21 protein-coding genes are annotated in these 21,489 nt (G+C 68.1%); 7 read left to right on the top strand and 14 right to left on the bottom strand.

All coding sequences use genetic code 11. The features are described 5' to 3' along the window. Positions 1 to 99: 99 nt before the first annotated feature. The gene (locus ACSMFO_RS33485; RefSeq protein ID WP_436461771.1) at positions 100 to 1,437 is read left to right on the top strand and encodes a GntP family permease; all 1,338 of its coding nucleotides are present in this window, start codon (positions 100 to 102) and stop codon (positions 1,435 to 1,437) included. Between the two features lie 10 nt (positions 1,438 to 1,447). Here the strand turns inward: ACSMFO_RS33485 and ACSMFO_RS33480 are convergent, their stop codons facing one another. The 5 genes from ACSMFO_RS33480 to ACSMFO_RS33460 are packed head-to-tail and all read right to left on the bottom strand — an operon-like array spanning position 1,448 to position 7,055. Then, complete coding sequence (locus tag ACSMFO_RS33480; protein ID WP_436461770.1) at positions 1,448 to 1,849, bottom strand: hypothetical protein; 402 nt, start codon at positions 1,847 to 1,849, stop codon at positions 1,448 to 1,450. Positions 1,850 to 1,869: 20 nt separating this feature from the next. Further along, the gene (locus tag ACSMFO_RS33475; protein ID WP_436461769.1) at positions 1,870 to 4,833 is read right to left on the bottom strand and encodes a WXG100 family type VII secretion target; all 2,964 of its coding nucleotides are present in this window, start codon (positions 4,831 to 4,833) and stop codon (positions 1,870 to 1,872) included. Next, positions 4,833 to 5,144 carry a hypothetical protein gene (locus tag ACSMFO_RS33470; RefSeq protein ID WP_436461768.1) on the bottom strand — a complete coding sequence of 104 codons (312 nt, stop codon included), beginning with the start codon at positions 5,142 to 5,144 and terminating at the stop codon, positions 4,833 to 4,835. Before ACSMFO_RS33470 ends, ACSMFO_RS33475 begins: the two co-directional genes overlap by 1 nt. 5 nt (positions 5,145 to 5,149) lie before the next feature. Then, positions 5,150 to 5,413, bottom strand: coding sequence for an acyl carrier protein (locus ACSMFO_RS33465; protein ID WP_037345229.1), 264 nt, complete (start codon positions 5,411 to 5,413; stop codon positions 5,150 to 5,152). Further along, positions 5,406 to 7,055: a fatty acyl-AMP ligase gene (locus tag ACSMFO_RS33460; protein WP_436461767.1), complete on the bottom strand. Its 1,650-nt coding sequence runs from the start codon at positions 7,053 to 7,055 to the stop codon at positions 5,406 to 5,408. Before ACSMFO_RS33460 ends, ACSMFO_RS33465 begins: the two co-directional genes overlap by 8 nt. A 196-nt stretch (positions 7,056 to 7,251) precedes the next feature. Between ACSMFO_RS33460 and ACSMFO_RS33455 the strand changes: the two genes are divergently transcribed. After that, a complete protein-coding gene (locus tag ACSMFO_RS33455) occupies positions 7,252 to 8,376 on the top strand; it encodes a S1 family peptidase (RefSeq protein ID WP_436461766.1) in 1,125 nt (374 codons plus the stop codon). A 70-nt stretch (positions 8,377 to 8,446) separates the two neighbouring features. On the opposite strand, the gene ACSMFO_RS33450 is transcribed toward ACSMFO_RS33455, so the two are convergent. From ACSMFO_RS33450 to ACSMFO_RS33435, 4 genes are all read right to left on the bottom strand, one after another. Beyond that, positions 8,447 to 9,157 carry a hypothetical protein gene (locus ACSMFO_RS33450; RefSeq protein ID WP_436461765.1) on the bottom strand — a complete coding sequence of 237 codons (711 nt, stop codon included), beginning with the start codon at positions 9,155 to 9,157 and terminating at the stop codon, positions 8,447 to 8,449. Between the two features lie 22 nt (positions 9,158 to 9,179). After that, positions 9,180 to 9,551 carry a hypothetical protein gene (locus ACSMFO_RS33445; RefSeq protein WP_037345225.1) on the bottom strand — a complete coding sequence of 124 codons (372 nt, stop codon included), beginning with the start codon at positions 9,549 to 9,551 and terminating at the stop codon, positions 9,180 to 9,182. A 25-nt stretch (positions 9,552 to 9,576) separates the two neighbouring features. After that, entirely contained in the window at positions 9,577 to 9,945 is a 369-nt protein-coding gene (locus tag ACSMFO_RS33440) for a roadblock/LC7 domain-containing protein (RefSeq protein ID WP_038510933.1), read from the bottom strand. A gap of 233 nt (positions 9,946 to 10,178) precedes the next feature. Next, complete coding sequence (locus tag ACSMFO_RS33435; RefSeq protein ID WP_436461764.1) at positions 10,179 to 11,018, bottom strand: helix-turn-helix transcriptional regulator; 840 nt, start codon at positions 11,016 to 11,018, stop codon at positions 10,179 to 10,181. A 117-nt stretch (positions 11,019 to 11,135) separates the two neighbouring features. On the opposite strand from ACSMFO_RS33435, the gene ACSMFO_RS33430 reads away from it, so the two are divergent. Beyond that, the gene (locus ACSMFO_RS33430; protein ID WP_378414557.1) at positions 11,136 to 12,194 is read left to right on the top strand and encodes an aldo/keto reductase; all 1,059 of its coding nucleotides are present in this window, start codon (positions 11,136 to 11,138) and stop codon (positions 12,192 to 12,194) included. A gap of 31 nt (positions 12,195 to 12,225) precedes the next feature. Here ACSMFO_RS33430 and ACSMFO_RS33425 read toward each other — a convergent pair whose 3' ends face one another. Both ACSMFO_RS33425 and ACSMFO_RS33420 read right to left on the bottom strand, forming a co-directional pair. Then, on the bottom strand, positions 12,226 to 12,852 hold the full coding sequence (locus tag ACSMFO_RS33425; RefSeq protein WP_360092878.1) for a response regulator transcription factor: 627 nt from the start codon (positions 12,850 to 12,852) through the stop codon (positions 12,226 to 12,228). Further along, positions 12,849 to 14,018, bottom strand: a complete 1,170-nt coding sequence (locus ACSMFO_RS33420) for a sensor histidine kinase (RefSeq protein ID WP_436461763.1) — start codon at positions 14,016 to 14,018, stop codon at positions 12,849 to 12,851. The genes ACSMFO_RS33425 and ACSMFO_RS33420 overlap by 4 nt, the downstream gene beginning before the upstream one ends. A 186-nt stretch (positions 14,019 to 14,204) precedes the next feature. On the opposite strand from ACSMFO_RS33420, the gene ACSMFO_RS33415 reads away from it, so the two are divergent. The 4 genes from ACSMFO_RS33415 (at position 14,205) to sigJ (ending at position 17,398) form a co-directional block, all read left to right on the top strand. Beyond that, positions 14,205 to 14,756 (top strand): GlcG/HbpS family heme-binding protein, encoded by a 552-nt coding sequence (locus ACSMFO_RS33415; protein WP_360130037.1) that lies wholly within the window; start codon positions 14,205 to 14,207, stop codon positions 14,754 to 14,756. Positions 14,757 to 14,905: 149 nt separating this feature from the next. Then, the gene (locus ACSMFO_RS33410; RefSeq protein WP_360092884.1) at positions 14,906 to 15,481 is read left to right on the top strand and encodes an ankyrin repeat domain-containing protein; all 576 of its coding nucleotides are present in this window, start codon (positions 14,906 to 14,908) and stop codon (positions 15,479 to 15,481) included. A gap of 102 nt (positions 15,482 to 15,583) precedes the next feature. Next, positions 15,584 to 16,402 (top strand): hypothetical protein, encoded by an 819-nt coding sequence (locus ACSMFO_RS33405; protein WP_436461762.1) that lies wholly within the window; start codon positions 15,584 to 15,586, stop codon positions 16,400 to 16,402. A gap of 84 nt (positions 16,403 to 16,486) precedes the next feature. Further along, a complete protein-coding gene (sigJ, locus tag ACSMFO_RS33400; protein ID WP_436461761.1) occupies positions 16,487 to 17,398 on the top strand; it encodes an RNA polymerase sigma factor SigJ in 912 nt (303 codons plus the stop codon). Between the two features lie 3 nt (positions 17,399 to 17,401). Here sigJ and ACSMFO_RS33395 read toward each other — a convergent pair whose 3' ends face one another. The 3 genes from ACSMFO_RS33395 to ACSMFO_RS33385 form a co-directional block, all read right to left on the bottom strand. Then, positions 17,402 to 17,836 (bottom strand): ester cyclase, encoded by a 435-nt coding sequence (locus ACSMFO_RS33395; RefSeq protein WP_360130025.1) that lies wholly within the window; start codon positions 17,834 to 17,836, stop codon positions 17,402 to 17,404. Continuing rightward, positions 17,833 to 18,303, bottom strand: a complete 471-nt coding sequence (locus tag ACSMFO_RS33390; RefSeq protein WP_436461760.1) for a carboxymuconolactone decarboxylase family protein — start codon at positions 18,301 to 18,303, stop codon at positions 17,833 to 17,835. The genes ACSMFO_RS33395 and ACSMFO_RS33390 overlap by 4 nt, the downstream gene beginning before the upstream one ends. A 121-nt stretch (positions 18,304 to 18,424) precedes the next feature. Further along, positions 18,425 to 21,451 carry an NACHT domain-containing protein gene (locus ACSMFO_RS33385; RefSeq protein WP_436461759.1) on the bottom strand — a complete coding sequence of 1,009 codons (3,027 nt, stop codon included), beginning with the start codon at positions 21,449 to 21,451 and terminating at the stop codon, positions 18,425 to 18,427. Positions 21,452 to 21,489 lie beyond the last annotated feature (38 nt).

Genomic DNA, 21,489 nt, shown 5'->3' with positions numbered 1-21,489 from the left:
GCTACCCGGTCTTGGACCGGCGAGCCACCCGAAGGGCTTACTGGGTCGCTACGAGGGTCGGCACCGGCGCCGTCCCGCCGCGAGTCCGAGGAGGGCACCGTGTCCGATGCCTGGCTCCTTGCCCACACCGGTATCGCCATCGTGGGCATCGTCGTGATGATCACCTGGCTCAAGACGCCCCCGATCTTCGGCCTGCTGATCGGCGCCACCTATCTGGGGCTCGCCACGGGGCTCGGCGTGGACGGCACGACCGAAGCGCTCGCCGCCGGATTCGGTGACGTGATGGCCGAGATCGGCATGCTCATCACCTTCGGGGTCGTCATCGGGTCCCTGCTCACGGCCACGAACACCCTGCATCGCGTCCTCGAACGGCTCTTGGGTGTCTTCGGCGAGAAACGGGTGCCGATGGTGTTCGCGGTCTCGCTGTCGACCGTGTTCACGTCGATCTACTCGGACGTGGTCCTGGTGCTCACCGCGCCGCTCGCCCGGCGCCTCGGCGGCAGGCTGGGGCCGCCGGGTGTCGCGCTCATGGGCGGCGCGCTGACCGCGGGGATCGAGGTCGGGCTCGTGTTCGTCGTCCCCGGCGTCGCCGCGCTGGCCGTCGCGGGACTTCTCCGGGTGCCGCTCGGCGAGATGTTCCTGTTCGGGCTGGCCGTCGGCCTCCCGACAGCGGTCCTCACGACGCTCGTCTTCACCGTGCTGCTGCGCCGGGCGCTCCGGTGGAATCCGGCCACCGACGAGCTCAAGTCCGACACCGGCGGCGAGACAGCCGTCACCACCACCGTCACCCGGCAGCTTCCCCTGTCGCTGTCCGTCTCACCGGTCCTGCTGACCTTGTCGCTGATCGCCCTCGGCGCGCTCGCGGACGCCTTCCGCTTCCCGCTCGGGCCTGTCTCACTGTTCAGCGAGCCGGTGATCGCGATGGCGATCGGCGCCGGCCTCGCGCAGCTGCTCGCCCGGCGCGTCCTTCCCCCGTCCGAAGTCAACGCGGCCGTCGGCAAGGCGCTCGCGCTGGCCGGCCCCATTCTCGTGCTGTCCGGGCTCTCCGGCTCGGTCGCCGAGGTGATCGGCAAGTCGGGGCTGCGCGACGTGCTGGCGAGTTCGTTCGGCACCGGTTTCCTGCCGCCCTTGGTACTCGTCTGGCTGATCGCCGCCGTCCTGCACATCGCGATGGGATCGATCTCGATCTCCGCGATCACCGCGGCGGGCATCCTCGCGCCGATCGCGGGCTCACTCGGTGTCCCGGTGGTGCTGGTCGCCCTCGCCGCCTGCTCCGGCGCCCTGTTCCTTCCTCACGTGAGCAGCAACTTCTTCTGGATGTTCCAATCCCTGCTCGGGCTGAGCACCCGGGGCACGTTCAAGACCCACACCGTCGCCATGTCACTGGCGTCGGTGATCTCGCTCCCGATCGTGCTGGTGCTCGGCCTCGTCGTCTGACAGCGCGACGTCAGTCGCGCCAACGGTTGTTGAGGAAGGCGTCGTCCTCGTCGTCGGCCGGTGCCGGACGGGCGCGAGGAGCACGCCGGGGCGTGTCCCGTCCGGTGGGGACGGGAGGCGGCTCCGAGCCGAACGGAGCCGCCATGTCCACGGAGTCGTCTTCGAACGCCGACGTGTTCCCCGGCTGCGCGTGCGACCGGTCGGTGCTCCAACCGGATTTCGTCTTGCGCTGCCCCAATTCCCGCCGGTGCTCGACGTACCGCTGGGCGGTCTGGACCTGTTTGGTCATGAACTCCTGCGAGCTGGCCTTGATCTCGTCGGCCCGCTGAGCCCGCAGTGCCCGGCGCTCCGACTGCTCGCGGACGAGACCGTCCAGGGTCGCCCTCATGGCGGCGGTGTCCTCGGCGCTCATCTGTTCTCCCCTGCCCCGGCTCACCGCTTGCGGGTGACCGACTGATCCTCATCGTCCAGCAACGACCCGGTGATCCGGCCGGTGGGTTCGTTGATCTGGTCGAACACCTCGCCCTCGATCCGGTACGCGCGGTTGGTCCGTTCCTGGTCTCCGCCACCCTGGCCGCCCGCTCCGCCGGCACCCATGCCACCCATCGGGGGCATCGCGCCGCCACCGAACGACTGGCCCGCGGTGCCGCTCATCGGAGCGGACGGGGCACCCGCGGCCACGTGCTGCGGCTGCTGTGTCCCACCACCGGTGTGCACGCCCTCGGTCAGCGGCTGACCGGCCGCGGGGCTGGCGGACTCGAAGGGCATCGACGGCGCTGACGGCGCCGAAGCACCACCTCCGCCGAAACCACCGCCGCCGGAACCGCCGACGTCGCCGCCGCGGATCCCATCGGGGACTGTCCCGCCGCCACCCTCATGCGGGGTGAACGCCGGCTTGGAGTCGGGCTGCACCGTCCCGGTGACGGGAGTCGCCGGATGCGATGCCTTCTCCGTGGCGGGTTTGTCCTCGCCGAGGGTGTACGTGGTCGGCTTGCCGGTGCCGTCGTCGACGGTGACGACCGTCGGCCCGGACGGACCGTCGGGACGCTCGGCGGTGATCTTCACATCGCCGTCCTGGATGTGGATCTTGCCGTCCGGCCCCGGACGGTGGACGCCGTCCTTGTCCGGCTTCCCGTCGTCCGAGCCGGGAGTGGAGCCCGGCTTGGACTCGTCGCCGTCGCCGGTCCAGTCGAGCTTGAAGTCCTTGGCGGGCCCGGAACCGTCCCCGACCTTGATCTCCATCTCGCCGTCTTTGTCCGGCTCGGTCATCTCGAAGGTCTTGTCGCCCTGCTTGACCTTGAGTGTCTCGCGCTCGCCGTCCTCGGCCTTGTCGCCGTCCTCACCGGGTTTGTCGCCGGTCAGCTTGTCGCCGCCTTCGCCGGGCAATTCTTCGCCGAGCTTGTCCAAGGCTTCCGAAGCCTTCTTCTTCGCCTCGTCCGCGGACTTCTCGGCATCCTTCGAGTCGCCGTCCTTGGAATCGCCGTCGCCCATGCCGCCAGGGGCGTCACCCAGCTTCTTCAGCGCTTCGGAGGCCTGCTTCTTCGCGTCTTCAGTGGCCTTCTCGGCCGCTGCCTTGGCCTCGGCCGCGGCGTCCGTGTTTCCGCTGCCGCCAGGACCACCACCGGTACCTCCGCCACCCGGACCGGAGCCGGAGCCGCCGAGGTCGCCACCGGTCGGGCCGTCACCGATTTTGCCCAGCGCCTCGGAAGCCTGCTTCTTCGCGTTTTCGGCGGCCGCCGCTGCCTGCTTCTTCGCCTCTTCGGCGGCGGCCTTCTGCTCGTCGCCGTTAGACGGTGGCGGTGCCGAGCCCGATGGCGACGTCTGGTCCTTCTTCTCGTCCGGCCCACCACCGGTGCCGCCGCCCGGGCCACCGCCAGGCGATCCTCCGCCGCTTTCGGGGATGTTCACGTCCGGGATCGGCGGGGGCTTCTGCGCCGCCGGGCCGGTTCCACCGCCAGGGCCGGAACCACCCGATCCGGGGCCACCACCAGGACCGCCGCCGGTGCCACCCTCGGGGCCGCCGCCCGGCCCACCACCGGTGCCGCCGGTGAAGTCCGGGCCCTGGCCCGAGCCGCCGGGGCCCCCGCCAGGTCCGCCACCGGGGCCACCGGTTCCCGAACCACCGGGGCCGCCGCCCGTGCCACCCTGGCCACCGGTGAAGTCCGGGCCTTGGCCGCCGGGTCCGCCGCCCGTGCCGCCCGGTCCGCCCGCGCCACCGGCGCCGCCCTTGTCACCCGCGCCTTCGAACTCGTTCTTGACCTTGCCCATCACCTTGTCGAGTTCGTCGTAGGCCTGGTCGACGAACTCCTTGGTGTCCTTGCAGGACTTGGCGAAACCCTCGTAGATGATGGTCCACATCTCGGGGATGAACTGCCGCTGGATCCACTGCTTGGCGAGATTCTGGCCCGCCTTCTTGAACTCGTCGTCGTCGCAGCAACCGTCGTTGTTCAGCTGCTGGACCAGATTGGAGCCGAAGTTGACGTCCATCCAGCCCGCGATCGCGCCGAGGTCCTCCTTGCCGCTCTTCTCACCGGCGGCGATGGCGACGACCTTCTGCGCCATCGGGAAGTCCGCTTTGCCGACGATCTCCTTGTAGAGATCGATGACCGTGTCGGCCTTTCCCTTGCACAGCTTGAACACCGCCGCGCTGGTGTGCAGCGTCGCTTCGCTCGCGCTGTTCAGCGTCTCCGAGAGCTTCTTCGCCTTGGGGAGGATCTTCTCGTTGTAGTTGTCCGAGGAGGCGTCCGCCGCCTTGCCGGTCCACGTCCCGTAGAGGGTGTTCAGCTGGGAACCGGTGTCGTCGATGGTCTTCTGGACGGTCTTCGAGCCGGTCTTGAAATGGGCGGCGTCGTCGACGAAGTTCTTGAAGTTGATACCGCGCTGCTCGTCGAACGGCTTCTTGATGTCCTTCTCGAAGTCGAGCGCGCGGGTGGTGCCCCGGCAGTCTTCCGGGAGCTTCCCCAGCAGGGAGCCGAAGGTTTCGAAGACCTTGAGCGCGGGAGCGGCGGCATCGAAGATCTCGTCCGACGTCTTGGTCCCCGCACCCTCGGCGGTGGGTTCCTTGGTGCCGTCGAGTTTCTTGTTGCCCTCGTCGACGGCTTTCGACTCCGCCTTCCGGTTGAAGCTGGCCTGATCGCCCGCGCCCTTCGCGCTGTTGTAGACCTTGTCGAGGTCGTCGTCGTAGGGCAGGAACGGAAGGGCGTTGTAGGACGCCGCGTACTTCTCGGCTTCCTTGCGCTTCTGCTTGATCTCCTCCGGCTCCTGGTCCGCCGTCCACGGCGGGGGCGCCGGATGCGTCCGCATCCACGAACCGATGAGCTTGGTCTTCTGGTCGGCGGGAACGGCCGGGTCGTCGAGGACGGCCTTGACGTCGGTCCAGGTGGTTTTGGTGGCCACTAGCGCATCCCCGTCTTGGTGATCTTGTTCTTCTGTTCGCCCTCGTTGGTGCCGTACGCGGTGCCCGCGGTGCCGAGGTTCGTGCCGAACGAGCCGAGTGTGGTGCTGTACCCCTGGACCGACGCCCACAACGCCGCCACCCCGTCGGTGTACTTCTTCGCGTGGTCGCCGTGCGCCTGGCCGAAACCGGCCGCGTTCACCGGAGTGCTCGACAGATCCGGGTTGTCTTCGAGCAACTGCTCCGTCAGCTTTCCGATGTTCTTCGACGCCGATGAAAGCGCATCGGTCGCCGCGGTGAAGCCCCCGCTCATTCTTTTCAGCGCCTTTCGTCGGATCCGTCGGCTTTACCACCGAGTGCCTCTTCGAGCACTTCGGCCACCGACCCGATGTCGGTGAACCGGTCCAGCTGGTCCAGATCAATCCTCACGTCGTGGTAGATCTCCAGCGCCGACAGGAGTTTTATCCGTCCCTTGGAGTCGATACCCAGCTCTTCGAGCGGCGCGTCGGACTCGATTTCGGCGGGATCAAGCCGAAAAGTCTCACTGACGACCTTCACGACCTCCGCGCGGTGATCACCCACGGGGCCGACTATAACGCGCCCTCGCCGCGGCTCGCGCGACCTTGCCACTGGAAGTGCGCGGAAGGTCACCGGAGGGAACCAGACGGACAGACCGCAGCGTCAGATCATGTTCCCGTGAAACGGCGCGCAATACCACTCTCGTCACTTCTTTGACATCCGCGTCGGCGTTCTTTGCCCATTCGGCTACCAACATCGCCCCTTCGCCCCTTTCGTCCGAGACACCGAATGCGGCGACGCGGTCGCGGCGGATCGCCGGATGCGCCTCCCCGGCGACGGCTTCGATGTCCTGCGGGTGGAAGTTGCGGCCGTCGATGACGATGAGATCCTTGAGCCTGCCGGTGATGTAGAGCTCCCCGCGGTGGAACACGCCGAGGTCACCGGTGCGCAGCCAACCGCCGACACCGTCGAGTTCGCCTCCGAACGCGGCGGCGTCACCACGGCCCCAGTATCCCGACGCGACGTTCGGTCCGTGGATCCAGATCTCCCCCACGAGGCCGTCGGGACGCGCCACGCCGTCGCCGACGATCCGGACCCGCTGGCCGAGCGGGCGCCCGACCGAGACGAGTTCCTGGCCGTCCGGAATCTCGATCGCTCGGCCCTGTGCCAGGGCTTCTCTGTCGAACACCGCGCTCCGCGGTCCTTCGGCACCAGCGCTCGCGACGTACACAGTGGCCTCTGCCAGGCCGTAAGACGGACGGTGCGCTTCGGCGCGGAACCCACGCGGACCGAAAGCCTCCAGGAAGCGCGCGACCGTCCGAGGCTGCACCGGTTCGGCGCCGTTGAGCGCGACCCGGACGCCGGAGAGATCGAGATCTTCCCCTGCTTCTTCGGCGGCTTCGACGGCCAGATCGAACGCGAAGTTCGGCGCGGCAGTGAACACGGCCGGGTGATCGGCGAGCTGACGAAGCCAGCGCACGGGGCGATGCACGAATTCGGCGGGCGACATGAACACCGATCGCGCTCCCGCGTGAACCGGCAGGCACAACAGCTGGATCAGGCCCATGTCGTGGAAGAACGGGATCCATCCGGCACAGGTCGTGCCCTCGTCGACGGCGTACGCCCGGCTCGCTTGCCAGCAAGCGGCGGCCACCGCCCGGTGCGGGATCACGGCACCGGCGGGCTCGCGGGTCGACCCGGACGTGTACTGCAGATACGCGGGGCTTTCCGGCGCGACGGGGACCGGATCGATCCCCGGCCCGGAGAGTTCGTCCACCACGATCAGGTGATCCGACTCGCCGGCTTCGCGCACCTTCGCGACGGCGGCCGAAGAGGTCAGCCAAACCCTTGCGCCGCAGTCCGCCAGCACCCCGGTGAGCCTGCCGCGCTGGGAAGCGCTGCCCGGCGCCATCAACGGCACGGCCACCAGACCGGCGGTGAGGGCACCGAAGAAGGCCAAGGGGTAATTCAGGTCCTGGCCGGTGAGCACGGCGACGCGATCACCCGGCCGCGTGACCAGGCGCAGTGCGCCCGCGACCGCTCGCACTCGGGAGACGAACTCCGTCCAGGTGACCGTGCTGTCCACACCGGCATTGTGGTCCTGGTGCGTGAACAGCGGCCGCGGGTCGGCCTCACGAGCGAACAGCCGCTCGACGATCGAGGTGCGCAGCACCTGTTCCGGCACATCCTCCGGCGACGCGGTCATGTCCCGCAACGTACTGGAACCGCCGCGAGAGCGCGCGGAGGGCCCACTCGCAGACTGTCCTAAGTAGACGTTCAACGGCGGCGTTCGCTCTAGGGAATTCCGGACAGAAGACCGGACATTCCTCGCTCTTTCGCCGGTCACGGCCCCACACTCGGCGGGCAGTGTGTTTCTTTCCCCCGGCCTTGGAGGAGTAACCATGCGTCGAAGAATCGCCCTGGCACTCGGCGGCGCCGCCGTCCTGACCGCGAGTCTCACTTCCGCCGCCTTCGCCCCGGTCGCGCAGGCTTCCCCCGGATTGCTCGCCGCGATGCAGCGTGATCTGGGGCTCACCGCCACACAGGCATCGACCCGGCTCACCCAGGAAATGACCGCCTCGCGGGTGCTGCCCGCCGCGCAGCGGGCCGCCGGCGCGGCGTTCGGCGGCGCCTGGTTCGATCCGGCGCGCGGCGCACTCGTCGTCGGGGTGACCGATCCCGCGGCGGCGTCCGCGGTCCGGGAGGCAGGCGCCGAACCCACCGCGGTCGCGATCAGCGCGGCCCGGCTCGACGCGGCCAAGGCCGAAATCGACATGTCGGCCAAGACCCGGCCCGCCCCCGCCGCCGTCAGCGGCTGGCGCGCGGACCCGCGCAGCGGCAGCGTCGTGGTCGCGCTGCGGCCGGGCGCGCAAGGCGCCGACGTCGACGACTTCCTGGCCAGGGCAAGGAAATCCGGCCCGGTCACGACGGTCACCGCACCCAAGGCCGAACCGTTCGCGGCCGGGACCGTCGGCGGCGACCCGTACTACATCAACGGGAACACCCGCTGTTCGATCGGGTTCAGTGTCCACGGTGGATTCGTCAGCGCCGGCCACTGCGGCGGCACCGGCAGCCCGGTCGTCGGCTGGGACGGCTCGGCGATGGGCAACTTCGCCGGTTCTTCCTTCCCCGGCAACGATTACGCGTTCATCCGGATCGGCAACGGCTGGTGGACCGCGCCGGTCGTCCTCGGCTGGGGCACCGTGAGCGACGCGCTCGTCCGCGGCTCGTGGGTCGCGCCTGTCGGCACGTCGGTGTGCCGGTCCGGTTCGACGACGCACTGGCACTGCGGCACCGTGCTGGGGCACAACGAGACGGTCAACTACTCGCAGGGCGCCGTCCACCAGATGACCCGCACGAACGTCTGCGCCGAACCCGGCGACTCCGGCGGTTCCTTCATCACCGGCGACCAGGCGCAGGGCGTCACCTCCGGCGGCTGGGGCAACTGCGGTTCCGGGGGTGAGACCTGGTTCCAGCCGGTGAACGAGATCCTGCAGAACTACGGTCTGTCGCTCGTCACCGCCTGACGCAGGCCGTGAAGGCCTCCTTCATTACCTTCAGGGTAGTGAAGGAGGCCTTCACGGACACGCGAGCGGCCTAGCGCCAGTGCCTCGGGGGGAGTTCCACTTCGACTCCCATGATCGTCGCGGTCGGCCTGCGGCGAAGCCACCGGCCCGCGCTCGTGACGTCGATCAGGTCGGCGGTGAAGGCCTTGCGCTGCGCGGGTGTCACCGCGTGCCAGCGCATCTTGAACACCGGCCGGACCGGCGCGACGAACGGCCGGACCGGCTCGTGGGCGCGAGCGAACACGGCCTCGAAGTCCCGGATGGGCACGTACACCAGTTCCAGGTCGATCAGTGGCTCCGGTCCCCCGGCCCGATGACGGCACCGCGCGAGGATCCGGGCGAACTCGTCCACCGCGAGCCGCACGACGCCGGGCACCTGGTTCTGCCAATGGCCGAGGAACGGCGCGTTGATCGCCCCCGCCGTCAGCTCGTCCGGCAGTACGATCACCGCCCGGACCGCGATTCCGGCGAGCTCCACGTGCAGCCGGGTCCACCTGCCGTCGGTGTCGAGGGAGAACCGCGGTGGTGGTATCCCGCCACCCTGCCGGATCCGTTCCTTCACCGCGACGAACGGGTGGTCCGATGGTTCGGCGTCCAGGGCCTCGCGGCCGTCCGGCAGGACGAACACGAACTCGAGTCGATCGCCGACGAGCTTCAACCCCGCCGGGAACAACGAGCCGAGAACGCCGATGAGCGCCGAGCCGGCGACGAGTGCGTGGTGACTGGACGCGACTCCGGTCATCGCCGGCTTCCCCCGTTCGTCTTCAGACCTGCAACTCCGTCTCGACGCGCTTGAGATAGTGCCGGGCCAGCGCGAGATTCGCCTGGTCCCGGTCCAGCACCAGGTACAGGAAGAGGGAGCTCCTGGCGTTCACGGAATCCAGCAGCCGGATCAAATGGTATTGGCGGTGCAACGTGATGAGGATGTCCTCGATGCTGTCGTTGAGCGACAGCGCGGACATGACCCGCATCTTCGATCTGACGACATCGGTGTTGCCCGCCGCCGCGACCTCCAGATTGAGCCAATCACCTCCCCCGCTGGTGCCGAGCGACATCCCGCTGTCGTAATCGACCAGCGCGACACCGACCGCCCCGGCGATCGACATGCATTCCTTGAGCGCGTTTTCGATGTTCATCGAACTCACTTTCCTGGTTTGACGACTAAGCGGCCAGTATCGAACTGATCCGATCGATGACCGGGCGGCATTCGAAAAGAAGGCGGCCGACATTCAGCTGTTTGTCTCCCATGATGACCATGAGCGCCATCCGGTCGATGGCGTAAACGGCCATGTAGCCGTCACTGCTGAACACGACGGTCTGCCGCAGCGTGCCCTTGCCCGTCACTTCGGCCGCCTGGCGCGCGATCCCGAGATTCGCGGCGGCGAGCGCGGAAACCTCCGCGGGGTCGATGTTCTTCGCCGCGTCGGCGACGATCGGTATTCCGTCGACAGCGGCTATCACCGTGTCGGTCACCCCGGCGACATTGTCCCGCAGGGTCCGCAATTCGGCGATCAGTGCGTCGAAATCCACGACTCATACTCTCTTTTTCCGAAGGCCCATCACTGAATGACACGAGGCAATGATCACTCGTTGGAGGTTTCTCGACCGCGATGGACCGTACCACCGAAATCAGCCGTCACCTATGCGTCGAACCGACGTCATAGGCGCATCACGCGATCGGCTCATACACTTTCCGTGTACGCGCCAGGTCATGGGTTTCTTCGTACCGTCGGCACCGGAAATCGGCGCGGTACGCGAATTGCCTACCGCCGGGGAAGGGCGAACAACCGGCCCAGCGCCGAGCGGCTTTCTTCGGACATGGCGCGGTAGATCACCAAGCGCTGGTCCTGATCCTCGAGCGGGGTGAGCACTTCGTAGTCCAGTTCGACCACACCGGCCTCGGGATGCCGCATCACCTTGCGCCCGCGGCCGTTGACCTTGACGTCGCGTTCCGCCCACAGTCGCGCGAATTCCTCGTCGGCGGTGAATTCGGTGATCAGCTCGGTCAGCGCCTGGTCGTCGGGATGCGCGGCCCAGGCGGCGCGCAGATGGGCGATGCCTTCCCGCACGACACGTTCACGATCCGCGTAGAACTCGCGGATCTCGGGGTGTTTGAGGCACAACCACATCGCGTTCCGCTGCGACGGCGGCAGGGTGCCGAAGTCCACCAGCAGCCTCGCCATCTCGTCGTTCCAGACCAGGATGTCGTAGCGGTGGTTCATCAGCATGGCGGGCAGCGGCGAAAGATCCGCGACCAGCCGGGCCAGCGGCGGTGCCGCGGTGGTGGCGGGCTTGTCGGCGTTGCGGGGACGCTGCCGGGCCAGATCGAAGAGGTAGGCGCGTTCGTCGGGAGCCAGGCGCAGCGCTTTCGCCAGCGCCTCCACGACGTCGGCCGACGGCCGCAGCCCGCGGGCCTGTTCCAGCCGCACGATGTAGTCGACGCTGACCGCCGCCAGTTCGGCGACCTCTTCGCGGCGCAGCCCCGGGGTCCGCCGGGACCGACGGCGCGACGGCAGGCCGAATTCCTCCGGGTCCAGGCGTTCACGCCGGGTCCGCAGGAACGCGGCCAGCTCCTGTGTCGTGTCCACGGTGGAGGTCGTCATGTCCGGTCCAACAGCCAGGGTAGGACCCCTGTTCCCAGGAAGTGTTCTCCCTTATCCCCCGCTCGCGGCGGTCGCAGACTCGTCTTCGACAACGGAACACGAGCACAGGAGGACCCGATGTCGCTCACCCTCGACACCTATCGGCTGCTGGGCCGGTCCGGGCTGCGGGTTTCCCCGCTGGCACTGGGCGCGGCCACCTTCGGCACGGAATGGGGCTGGGGCGCCGAGCAGGACGAGGCACGCAAGTTGTTCGACCGCTACGTCGAACGCGGCGGCAACTTCATCGACACCGCCAACACCTACACCAACGGCAGCTCCGAGCGGCTGCTGGGCGAATTCGCCCGGGACCGCCGCGAAAGTCTCGTGCTGGCGACGAAGTACACGACCCTGCGCCGCCCCGGCGACCCGAATTCGGGGGGCGGCCAGCGCAAGAGCCTGTTCGCGTCGGTGGAAGCCAGCCTGCGGCAACTGGACACGGACTACCTCGATCTGCTTTACCTGCACCTGTGGGATTTCACGACGCCGGTCGAGGAGATCCTGCGCGGGATGGACGATCTGGTCCGGCAGGGCAAGGTCCTCTACGTCGGGATCTCCAACACCCCGGCCTGGGAGGTGTCGCGGATGCAGGCGATCGCCGACCTGCGCGGCTGGTCGCCACTGATCGCGCTGCAGATCGAGTACAGCCTGATCGAGCGCACCGGGGAACGTGACCTGATCCCCATGGCCCGCGAGATGGGACTGGGCGTGGTGCCCTGGTCGCCGCTGGCCGGCGGGGTGCTCACCGGGAAGTACAGCCGAGCCGATCTGTCCGCGACGCCGTCAGAAGACGGCACCCGCAAGGACTTCAACCTCGCCTTGGGCACACTCACCGAGCGCAACTTCGCCATCGTGGACGTCGTGCAGGAGGTCGCCGCGGAACTCGGCCACACTCCCGCCCAGGTCGGTCTGGCCTGGACTCTGCGGAACCCGGGCGTGACGGCACCGATCATCGGCGCCCGCACCACCGAGCAGCTGGAGGACAACCTCGGCGCACTGGAGGTCGAGTTCACCGACTCGCACCTGGCCCGCCTCGGCGAGGCCTCCGCGATCGAACTCGGCTTCCCGCACGACATCCTCGCCAGGGACTCGATCCTCGCGCTGACCCGCGGCGACATGACGATCGAACCGCGCCGCTGAACCTCGTGGATGGGCCCGGCAGGCGACGCCTTCAGTTGCGGATGATCCTCCGTTCCGTGGCGACGGCGACCGCACCGGCACGGCTGTCGACACCGAGTTTGTCGTAGATGTGGACGAGGTGTGTTTTCACCGTGGCTTCGGAGATGAACAGGCGCGCGGCGATCTGCCGGTTGATCAACCCTTCCGCCACCAACTGCACGATCTCGGTCTCACGAGGGCTCAGCGCGGGCGCCGGAGCCCGCATGTGCCCGAACAGCCGGGCCGCGACCTGCGGGGCCAACGCGGTCTCTCCACGCGCGGCCGCGTGGATGCCCTTGAAGAGATCCTCGGGCGGTCCCGCCTTGAGCAGGTAACCGGTGGCGCCGGCGGCCACCGCCCTGGTGATGTCCAGTTCGGCGTCGTAGGTGGTGAGCACCAGCACCTTCGGCGGCTCCGGCAGCGCGGTCAGGCGTTCGGTGGCGCTCACGCCGTCCGGACCGTCGCCGAGTTGCAGGTCCATCAGCACGACGTCCGGCTTCTGGGCGGTCGCGAAGCGCACGGCCTCTTCGGCGCTCGCGCACTCGCCGATCACCTCGAAGCCGGGCTCACCGGCCAGCAACGCGGCGATACCGGCCCGCACGACCGGATGGTCGTCGACGATCAGCACCCGGACGGTCATCGAACCTCCCTGGTGGGCACGGCGACGGCGAGCGCGGTGCCCTCTCCCGGCGCGCTCTCGACGACCATCTCACCACCGAGTTCGGCGACCCGCTCACCGATCATCCGCAACCCGTTCCCCCGCAAGCCGCTCGCGCGGGGCGGAGCCGGGGCGAAGCCGACGCCGTCGTCTCGAATGTCGAGGACGACCTTGTCGGCCAGATAGGTCAGCGTGACGGCGGCCTTCGTCGCCCTGGCGTGCTCGCTGACGTTCGCCAGCGCACTCTGCGCGACCCGGAGCAGACAGGCCTCCACTTCGGGTTCCAAGGGATACGGATCCCCGCTGGTCTCGAAGCGCACCGGATGAGTGGCGGCGAACGTGACCTGCTCGGCGAGCGCGCTCAGGGTCTCGCCGAGGCCGGTGCTCTCCAGCCGCGGCGACCCGAGACCTTTGACGAACCGGCGGGCTTCGTCGAGGTTGTCCCCCGCCGCGTCGACGGCGCGGGACACGTGGGCTCTGGCCAGTTCCGGGTCCGTGTCCCACGACCGCTGCGCCGCCTGCAGGAGCATCCGCAGACTCGAAAGCCCCTGCGCGAGGACGTCATGGATCTCTCGCGCCAGCCGCTCCCGTTCCTCCACCATCCCGGCCACTCGCTGGCTCTCGGCGAGGTCGATCCTGGTGCGCAGGAGCTCCCCGACGGTCTGACCCAGTTCGAGCCGGTCCCGGTCGAGCTGCAGGAACGTCATCGTGGCCATCAGCGCGACCGCGATGGGCGCGAGCACGATGCTCGGATCGAACCCGTCCGCGATCCTCAGCTGGGCGAGGATGGTCGCGACGGTCAGGAGCACGACCACCGCGATCATCATCCGCGGGCGCAGCATCTGCAGGCAGACGAAGAACAAGGGCACGGCGCACCAGGCGAAACTCGGCGCGGCCACCACCAGTGCCAGCCAGACCGCGATCACCGCCGTCAGCCACACCGGACGCCACCGGTCGAGCGCCTCCCAGCTCAGCACACCCGCCACGTAGACCAGCGCGAGCGCGCCGGTGAGCACGAGGATCAGCGGGGTGGCACCGCTCAATCCGTGCCCCGCGACGAACCGTGCCACGGACGCGGCGAGCAGCAGGAAGAACCCGGCGTGCATCGCGGCGTTCAGCCCTGTGGTCTCGCCCAGATGCGGTTTCATTCCGGTCCTCCCTTCCTCGCCGATGATCGTATGCGGGGAGGCGGGGTGCTCCGCATCAATCGTTCGGTTGATGCCCGCACCGACCGCTCGGCGTCCGATCGATATCCGCTCTCCCGATTCGCCCCGGCCCGCCAGGCGGGAAAGTCGAGGGAGAACGAAACACCCCCTCACCGCAAAGGAAATCCGATGAACGCCAAGCTCCCCCGCACTCGTCTCGTCCTGGGCATGACGGCCGGCCTCGCGACCGTCGCGCTGGCCACCGGCGTGGGCGCGGCGCAGGCACAGCAGGACCGCAAGCCGCAGCCGCCCGCCGCCGCGCAGGCCGTGGTGCAGACCAGCGTGCTCGGCGTCGACGCCGCCACCCGCGCCGCGCAGGCCGCGCTGGACGCCGCCGAGAAGGAGGGCCAGCGGATCACCGTCGCCGTGATCGACCGGTCGGGCGACGTCCGCGTCCTGCTCAAGGGCGATGGCGCCGGGCCGCAGACGGAGGAGTCCGCCAAGCGGAAGGCCTTCACCGCGGTCTCCTTCGGACAGCCGACCTCCGCGCTGGCCAAGAACGCCCAGGGCGACGGTCCGACCATCCGCGACATCCCGGGCACGCTCTTCCTCGGCGGCGGTGTGCCGGTCGCCGCGAACGGCGGCCCGATCGCCGGGATCGGTGTCGGCGGCGCGCCCAGCGGCGACCTCGACGAGAAGTTCGCCGCGGCGGGCCTGCGCGCCATCGGGGAACTTCGCTGATGATCGGTGAGCGGGCGATCGTGGCTCTGCTCGCCGCCCTCGTGCTCGGTGCCTGCTCCCCGCAGGCACCGAGCGCACCACCCCCGGCGGCACCGAGTACCACCACCACGCCACCCGCCTCGTCCCAGCCACCCCGTCAAGGAGTCCCTGTGAGCCAACTCTTCGAAGCCGACGCCAACCGGGTCCGGCAGGCCGTCGACGACGGCGCCGACCTGGAGACCCGTGACGATCGCGGCCGGACCCCGTTGCTCGTCGCCGTCACCGAGAACCGGCTCGAGGTCGCCGAAATCCTCGTCAAGGCGGGTGCCGACCCGAACGCGCTCGACGGGCGGCACGACACACCGTGGCTGGTCACCGGGGTCACCGGCAGCGTCCCGATGGCGAAGCTGCTGCTCGGAGCCAAGCCGGATCTGACCATCACCAACCGGTACGGCGGGGTCTCGCTGATCCCCGCCTCCGAACGCGGGCACGCCGAGTACGTGCGGCTGGTGGCGGGCAGCGGGATCGACGTCGACCACGTGAACGACCTCGGCTGGACCGCGCTGCTGGAAGCGGTCATCCTCGGCGACGGCGGGCCGCGCCATCAGGAGGTGGTCCGGGCGCTCGTCGCCGCGGGCGCCGATGTGAATCTCGCCGACAAGCAGGGCGTCACTCCTCTCGCCCACGCCCGGACGAAGGGCCAGACGGCCGTCGCCCGGATCCTCGGCGAAGCCGGGGCACACTGACTCCGGCGGGGCTGATCGACCCTTCGGACCGGGCCCTCACCTGGCGATTATTTTCTGTTATGCCAATTGACACAAGTCTCCACGGCTGGCTACGGTTCAGCCGTGGAGCAGGCACGAGGACGGGGCAGGCCGCGCAAGGACTCGGCAGCACTGGCCCGATGGACGCCTCCTGAAGGGTGGTCACGGCTGGTCGCGTGGATCTCCCCTGAAGAAAAGAAGGCGCTGAAGCACGTGGCCGTCGAAGCCGACGTTTCCGTGGCGGAGCTGATACGGGCGCTCGCCGGTGGGCTGACCGCCGGCGCCATCACTCCTGAGGAACTCATCGGGCACGTCGTGAAAGGCAAGACAATCATGGAGAAGATCCCCACGCTTTTCGAGCGCGACGAGCGCTTCCACGTCGTCGACCGGCCTCGCGCCGAGTGCGCCTGGGTATTCGACGGTGCCGGGGTGGGAACCGAGAAACTCGACGGCACCAACGTCCGGCTGACCGTGCGCGCGGGACAGCTGGTCCGGGTCGAGCGGCGCCGCAACCCGAGCAAGGCGCAGAAGCAGCAGGGCATCGTGGACGGCTGGTACGTGGACACCGACAGCGAATCCGCCGACGACAAGTGGATCCTCGCGGCGGCCGGGAACACCGACGTGTCCGGCTGGCCGGACGGGGAGCATCCGAGCGAGGCGCTCGGCCCTCGTATCCAGGGCAATCCCCTCGGTCTGGAAGAGCACCGATGCGTCCCGTTCGATCTCCAGGCACCGGCGTTGCCCGAAGTACCGCGCAGCTACCACGAACTGCGGGACTTCCTCGACACGCTGGACAGCCAGTTCTCGCCCGGGCACGTGGCCGAGGGAGTCGTGTTCCACCATCCCGACGGACGCCGGGCCAAGATCAAGCGCAAGGACTTCCCCCGCGCGGTGACGGCCTAGCCCGCCGCCGCCGGAGGTGACCTCACATCCGGCGGCGGTGTCTCGTCGTACCCGGGACACCACACGCGACCAGGGGCGAAACCCATGAACGAACCGACGCTCGATCCCGGACTCAAGGCGATCGTGAGTGAGCGGCGCCAGCTGATCGGGCTCGCGTACCGCCTGATCGGGTCCCTTTCCGAGGCCGAGGACGTGGTGCAGGAGACCTACACCCGTTGGTACGCCTTGTCCCCCGCGCAGCGGGACGCGATCGAGTCCCCGGGAGCCTGGCTGACGACGGTCGCCAGCCGGATCTGCCTGGACCTCCTCGGGTCGGCGCGTGCGCGGAGGGAACGCTATGTCGGCGAGTGGCTTCCCGAACCGCTGCCGGGGCATGTCGAGTGGACGACCGGGCGGCCGCCCGCCGTCGACCCGGCCGACCGGATCACCCTCGACGAGTCGATCAACATGGCGTTCCTCGTCGTGCTCGAATCGCTGACCCCGGCCGAGCGGGTCGCGTTCGTCCTGCACGACGTGTTCCGTTACGCCTTCGCCGAAGTCGCGGAGATCGTCGGCCGCAGCCCGGCCGCCTGCCGCCAGCTGGCGTCCTCCGCGCGACGACGTATTCGCGCGACGCAGGTCGCGCCCACCCCGGTCGCCCGGCAGGCCGATCTCGTCAGGGAATTCAAGAAGGCCTGGGAGGCCCAGGACATCCAAGCGCTCATCGGTCTCCTCGATCCCGACGTGAAGGCGGCCAGCGATGGCGGCGGGGTCGTCAGGGCGGCACTGCATCCGTTCGAAGGGAGCGACGAGGTCGCCTCCTATCTGATGACGCTGGCGCGGTGGACGTCCGGCCTCGATCTGGTGGAGCGGGACGTCAACGGTCTGCCCGGCCTCGTGCTCCAGCAGGCAGGACAGACCGTCGCCGTCTTCGCGTTCCACGTCGCCGGGGACCGCATCCAGCACATCTGGGGGATGCGGAATCCGGAGAAGCTCCGGCCCTGGTCCGGAGCCTGACCGCTACGCCGCGAGGGCGCCGAGTTGCCGTAGCTGGGTGAGGACGTCCACGACACCCCAGATCTCGGCGACCCGCCCTCCGGCGAAGCGGAGGATGAAGATCTCGTTGTAGGAAACGGTCTTCCCGGTGGCGGGCAGTCCCCGGTACTCGCCTTGGTGGGTGCCGGTGACGGTGTTCCGGCAGACGATCCTGTCCCCGTCGGCGAGCACGTCCTCGGCCGTGACCCGCACGTCGGGGAACGCGCGAAGCAGCACCGTCCACACTTGTTTCAGCGCCTGAGCTCCGGTCGTCTCCATCGGTACCGGCGCGTGGAACACCACGTCCGGCGCGACGACCTCGTCGATCGTCTTCTCGATGACGGCGAAGTCGCCGGTGTTGGTCGCCTCGTGGAAGCGGCTGAACGCCGCCCGATTGCGTGCCGTCTCGGTGATGGTCATGCGAACTGCCCCACCCGGTAGTCGCCGCCGGGGTTCTGGACGATGGCGTTCACCCGGTTGAAGGCGTTGATCAGCGAGATCACTCCCACCAGCGCGGCGAGCTGGTCCTCGTCGAAATGCTTGGCGGCGTTCGCCCACGCCTCATCGCTGACTCCGCCGCCGTCAGCCATGCGGCAAGCCTGCTCGGTCACCTCCAGCGCGGCACGTTCGGCCTCGCTGAAAACCGTCGCCTCACGCCAGACGGCGACCAGGTTGATCCGCACGTCCGTTTCGCCCGCGGCGGCGGCTTCCTTGGCGTGGATGTCCAGGCACACCGCGCAGCCGTTGATCTGGCTCGCGCGCATCCGGACCAGCTCCTGGATCGTGAGCGACAGCGGCGAGTCGGCCAGCCCCTTTCCTGCCGAGATCAAGAGCCTCATGAACTTTCCGCCGACCGGGTTGGCGAAGTAGTCGAGCCGCGCGTTCATCGCGTTCTCCTTGCGGTAGTGGATGTTCCTGCCCTACCGACGACACAGCCGCGCGAAATGTGAGCCGGACCCGGAAACTCGCCCTCCACCCTGGGACGTCTCGTTGGATGCGGAGGGTGGCTTAGAAGAACTGCAGCTCCACTTGCGAACCCAACGAGTCCAGCCCGGCGCACTGATGATCGCGATCCAGCAGGACACGGAGACGCCGGTCGGCCAGGGGCTCCAGATTCAACTCCGGCGGTGCACCTCGCAGGTCGATTCTCTCCAGCTTCGACAGCTCCCCAAGCCTGGAGAGATCGAGTTCCGCACGGCAGTTCTTGAGGCCGAGCCGTCGCAGTTCGACAAGACTTCCGATCGCCGAGAGGTCGGCAGTGCGCTCGACGCCGGAAAGTTCCAGTCTGGTCAACCCACTGAGCTCGACGCCGAGGAACGACAAGTCGCCCAGGCCCGAGGCCGGCGCCAGCGCCAGTTCCCGCAGGGAGCGAAAATCGGACAGAGTCTCCAGCTCCACAAAGGACTGATCACAAGTGAGGTTCAGGTAGCGCAAGTGGTTCCGGTGCTCCCACAGCGGTGTGACGTCGCAAGCGCCGACGACCTGCGCCAGCAGCCCGTGCAACGCCCGGATCCGGCGAAAAGAGCGCAGATCATCGACCTTCTCCGGGTAGATCTTGATCTCGACACTTTCCAGCTTGCGCAGCTTGTAGAGATGGCCGACCCAGTCCATGCTCCGGATCTCCATCCTGTTGTCGAACAGCGGAGCATCCCTGAGTACGCGATCACAATAGTCGCCGAGGTCGAAGTAACGAGCGCAGGCGACGATCTCCTCCTGGACTTCCCAGCGCCGATCTCGCGCATACTGGGCGAGCACCCTCAGCACGTCGATATCGTTCGAAAGCGCGACCGTGCGCACCAAGAACACCGCCTGCACGTCGGACAGGTCACTGAGATCCGAGGGCAGGACACGAAACAGCGGCCTTCCCACGGTGGCCAGCGCGCTCACTTCGTCCGAGCTCGTCGGAGGCAACAGCTCATGCAGGCACGCCTCCACTCGTTCGATGGTCTCGGCCGACAGTTCCAAGGCGCTTTCCAGGCACGACGCGGCGAGAAGCATGAGCCGGTGCCTGGACTGGCCGTCCTCCTCACGATAGAAGTCGTAGGCCCTGTTGACGATTCCGTTGAGCAGCCGATCACGCTGGACGGCGGTCGCGTGGGAGCAGGCCATGAGCACTGTCTCACGCCACAGGTCCGAACTCGCGTTGTTGATCAGTAGATCGATGCTGTCCCGTTCGACGACCTCCTTGGCCGCGAGGAACTCCTGGAAGGTCCGGTGCACGAAATCGATCCGGCCGATGACCGGCTGCCGGATCAGGCCACTGCGTTCGAGGAGATGTCGAAGTACTTCTTCTGGGGCCTGGGTGACTCCGGGCATCGTACCGATCTTGAGCCTCAGCTGATGAATGGCCTCTTCGCGAGACATCTCCGCGCGGCCGTTCTCGTTGAGCCACCAGGCCAGGGCTCTGAGCATGGCCCGCTTTTCGACCGCGCTCAACTGGGTGTCGCCGTCGACCCGCACCTTCTTGTCCGCGTCACGACGTTCGAGCAGCATGTCGAGCGCGGCTTCATAGAGGGTCATGCGATCGCGTGGCAGATTGGCCCGGCGGTCCAGATTCAACGCGCAGATCATCGCGCACAAGAGCGGGTTGCGCGCCAACGCGCGAAGATGTGGCCTCGAATCCAGGTGCAGCAACAGACTCCGCTGATGCACCGGAACGTCTTCCCTCGGACACGGAAGTGCGATGTCCCGGCCAGCCGTCGAATCCAGCAGAGCGTTGTGCCAGCGCTCAATGAAGATGCGGACGTCCTGCGGATTCATCGGTTCCAGTGTCACCGGGTGGAACTTGTCGGCCACGAGCCATCGCTCGGTTCGCTCCGAAGGCCGCGACGTGACGACGATCAGGCATTCCGGGAAGCGCACGCAAAGCCCGCGTAACCATTCCCGCACCTTCGCTCGTTCGTGCTCCGGCAGTTCATCGACGCCGTCGATCAGGAACAGCGCCTGCCCGCTCGCGGCGACCCTGTCGACCCAGCCCTCCGGCACGGGCCCCCACTGCGGAGCGTTGGCATGCAGGAGGAACTCGTCACCGTTCGGCAAGCGATTCTCGGAGAAGTCGCGCAGCCGCACCAGGAAGGGGACCCTTCCGTTCCAGTCCGAGAGCCTGCCGACGAACCTGCGCCGCACGGCCGTGATGGCGATCCATTGCAGCAGCGTGCTCTTCCCCGCACCGGCGTCCCCTTGCAGGAGCACGAGGCGTTTGCCACCGAGGGCATCGGCCACCCGGACGACGTCCAGCTCCCGCTCTCCGGTACCGAGTCCGACCGGGGCTTCCGCCTTGTCCTTCGCCTGCTTGAATTCGTGACTTTTGGAAGCCGTGGACGCGGTGAGACTGAGGTACGCGACCGTAAGGGTCATGGTCGGCTCGTAGTAGTTCGTCGTGATACCGAGGATTTCCAACCGGTCGTACAGATTACTGACCAGCTCGAAGTAGCCGTCCCGGAACTCGTCGTCCTGGTCTTCGCTGCTCGACGTGGTCAGTTCGGTCACCGGAAGCCGCTCGAGCAGCTCACCGAGCTGGCCGGCGATACCGCTCAGCCTGGACAGCATCTCGACGGACGCCCTCGCGTCGAACTCGGGCAGGTCCCGGATCAGATGGGCCAGGTAGTAGCAGACCTGGTCGAGGAGCAGATCGAAGAGATTGGACGCCGGCTCCGACAGATCGCCGTTCCGGACCGTCTGTGGCGCGTGCTCCCTGATCTCGCGTGCCAGACCGATCGGGTTCAGATCCACCCTGAAGATCATCGCGTCGGTCAGTTCGGCTCGCTCGAGCGCGTCGGCGACCGCCAAGGTCGCGGCCTCGCGCTCGTTTTCCGGCAAACCGGGGAACTCGTTCTCGCACAGAGGTTGCAGCCGATCGGCTACCTGCTCTTCGATCTCCTCGATCTTCCGCCGGAACTCCCGCTGGTGCCGTAGGACGGGGTACCTATACGCGACGAGCTCTGCCAGGCCCATCTCCCGGCGATCCTCATTCGTCCGGCTCGACAGCCATGCGCGCACCGCCCGACTCGCCAACGCACCGCCGACCTTCAGCAAAGCGGCCTCTAACCCGGCGATGTCGGCACTCTCCCTCG

Origin of the sequence: Amycolatopsis sp. w19, assembly GCF_051373225.1 — a bacterium.
Classification (GTDB): Bacteria; Actinomycetota; Actinomycetes; order Mycobacteriales; family Pseudonocardiaceae; genus Amycolatopsis; species Amycolatopsis japonica.
The sequence above is the reverse complement of the archived record's forward strand: the minus strand, read 5'-3'. Positions and strand labels throughout refer to the sequence as shown.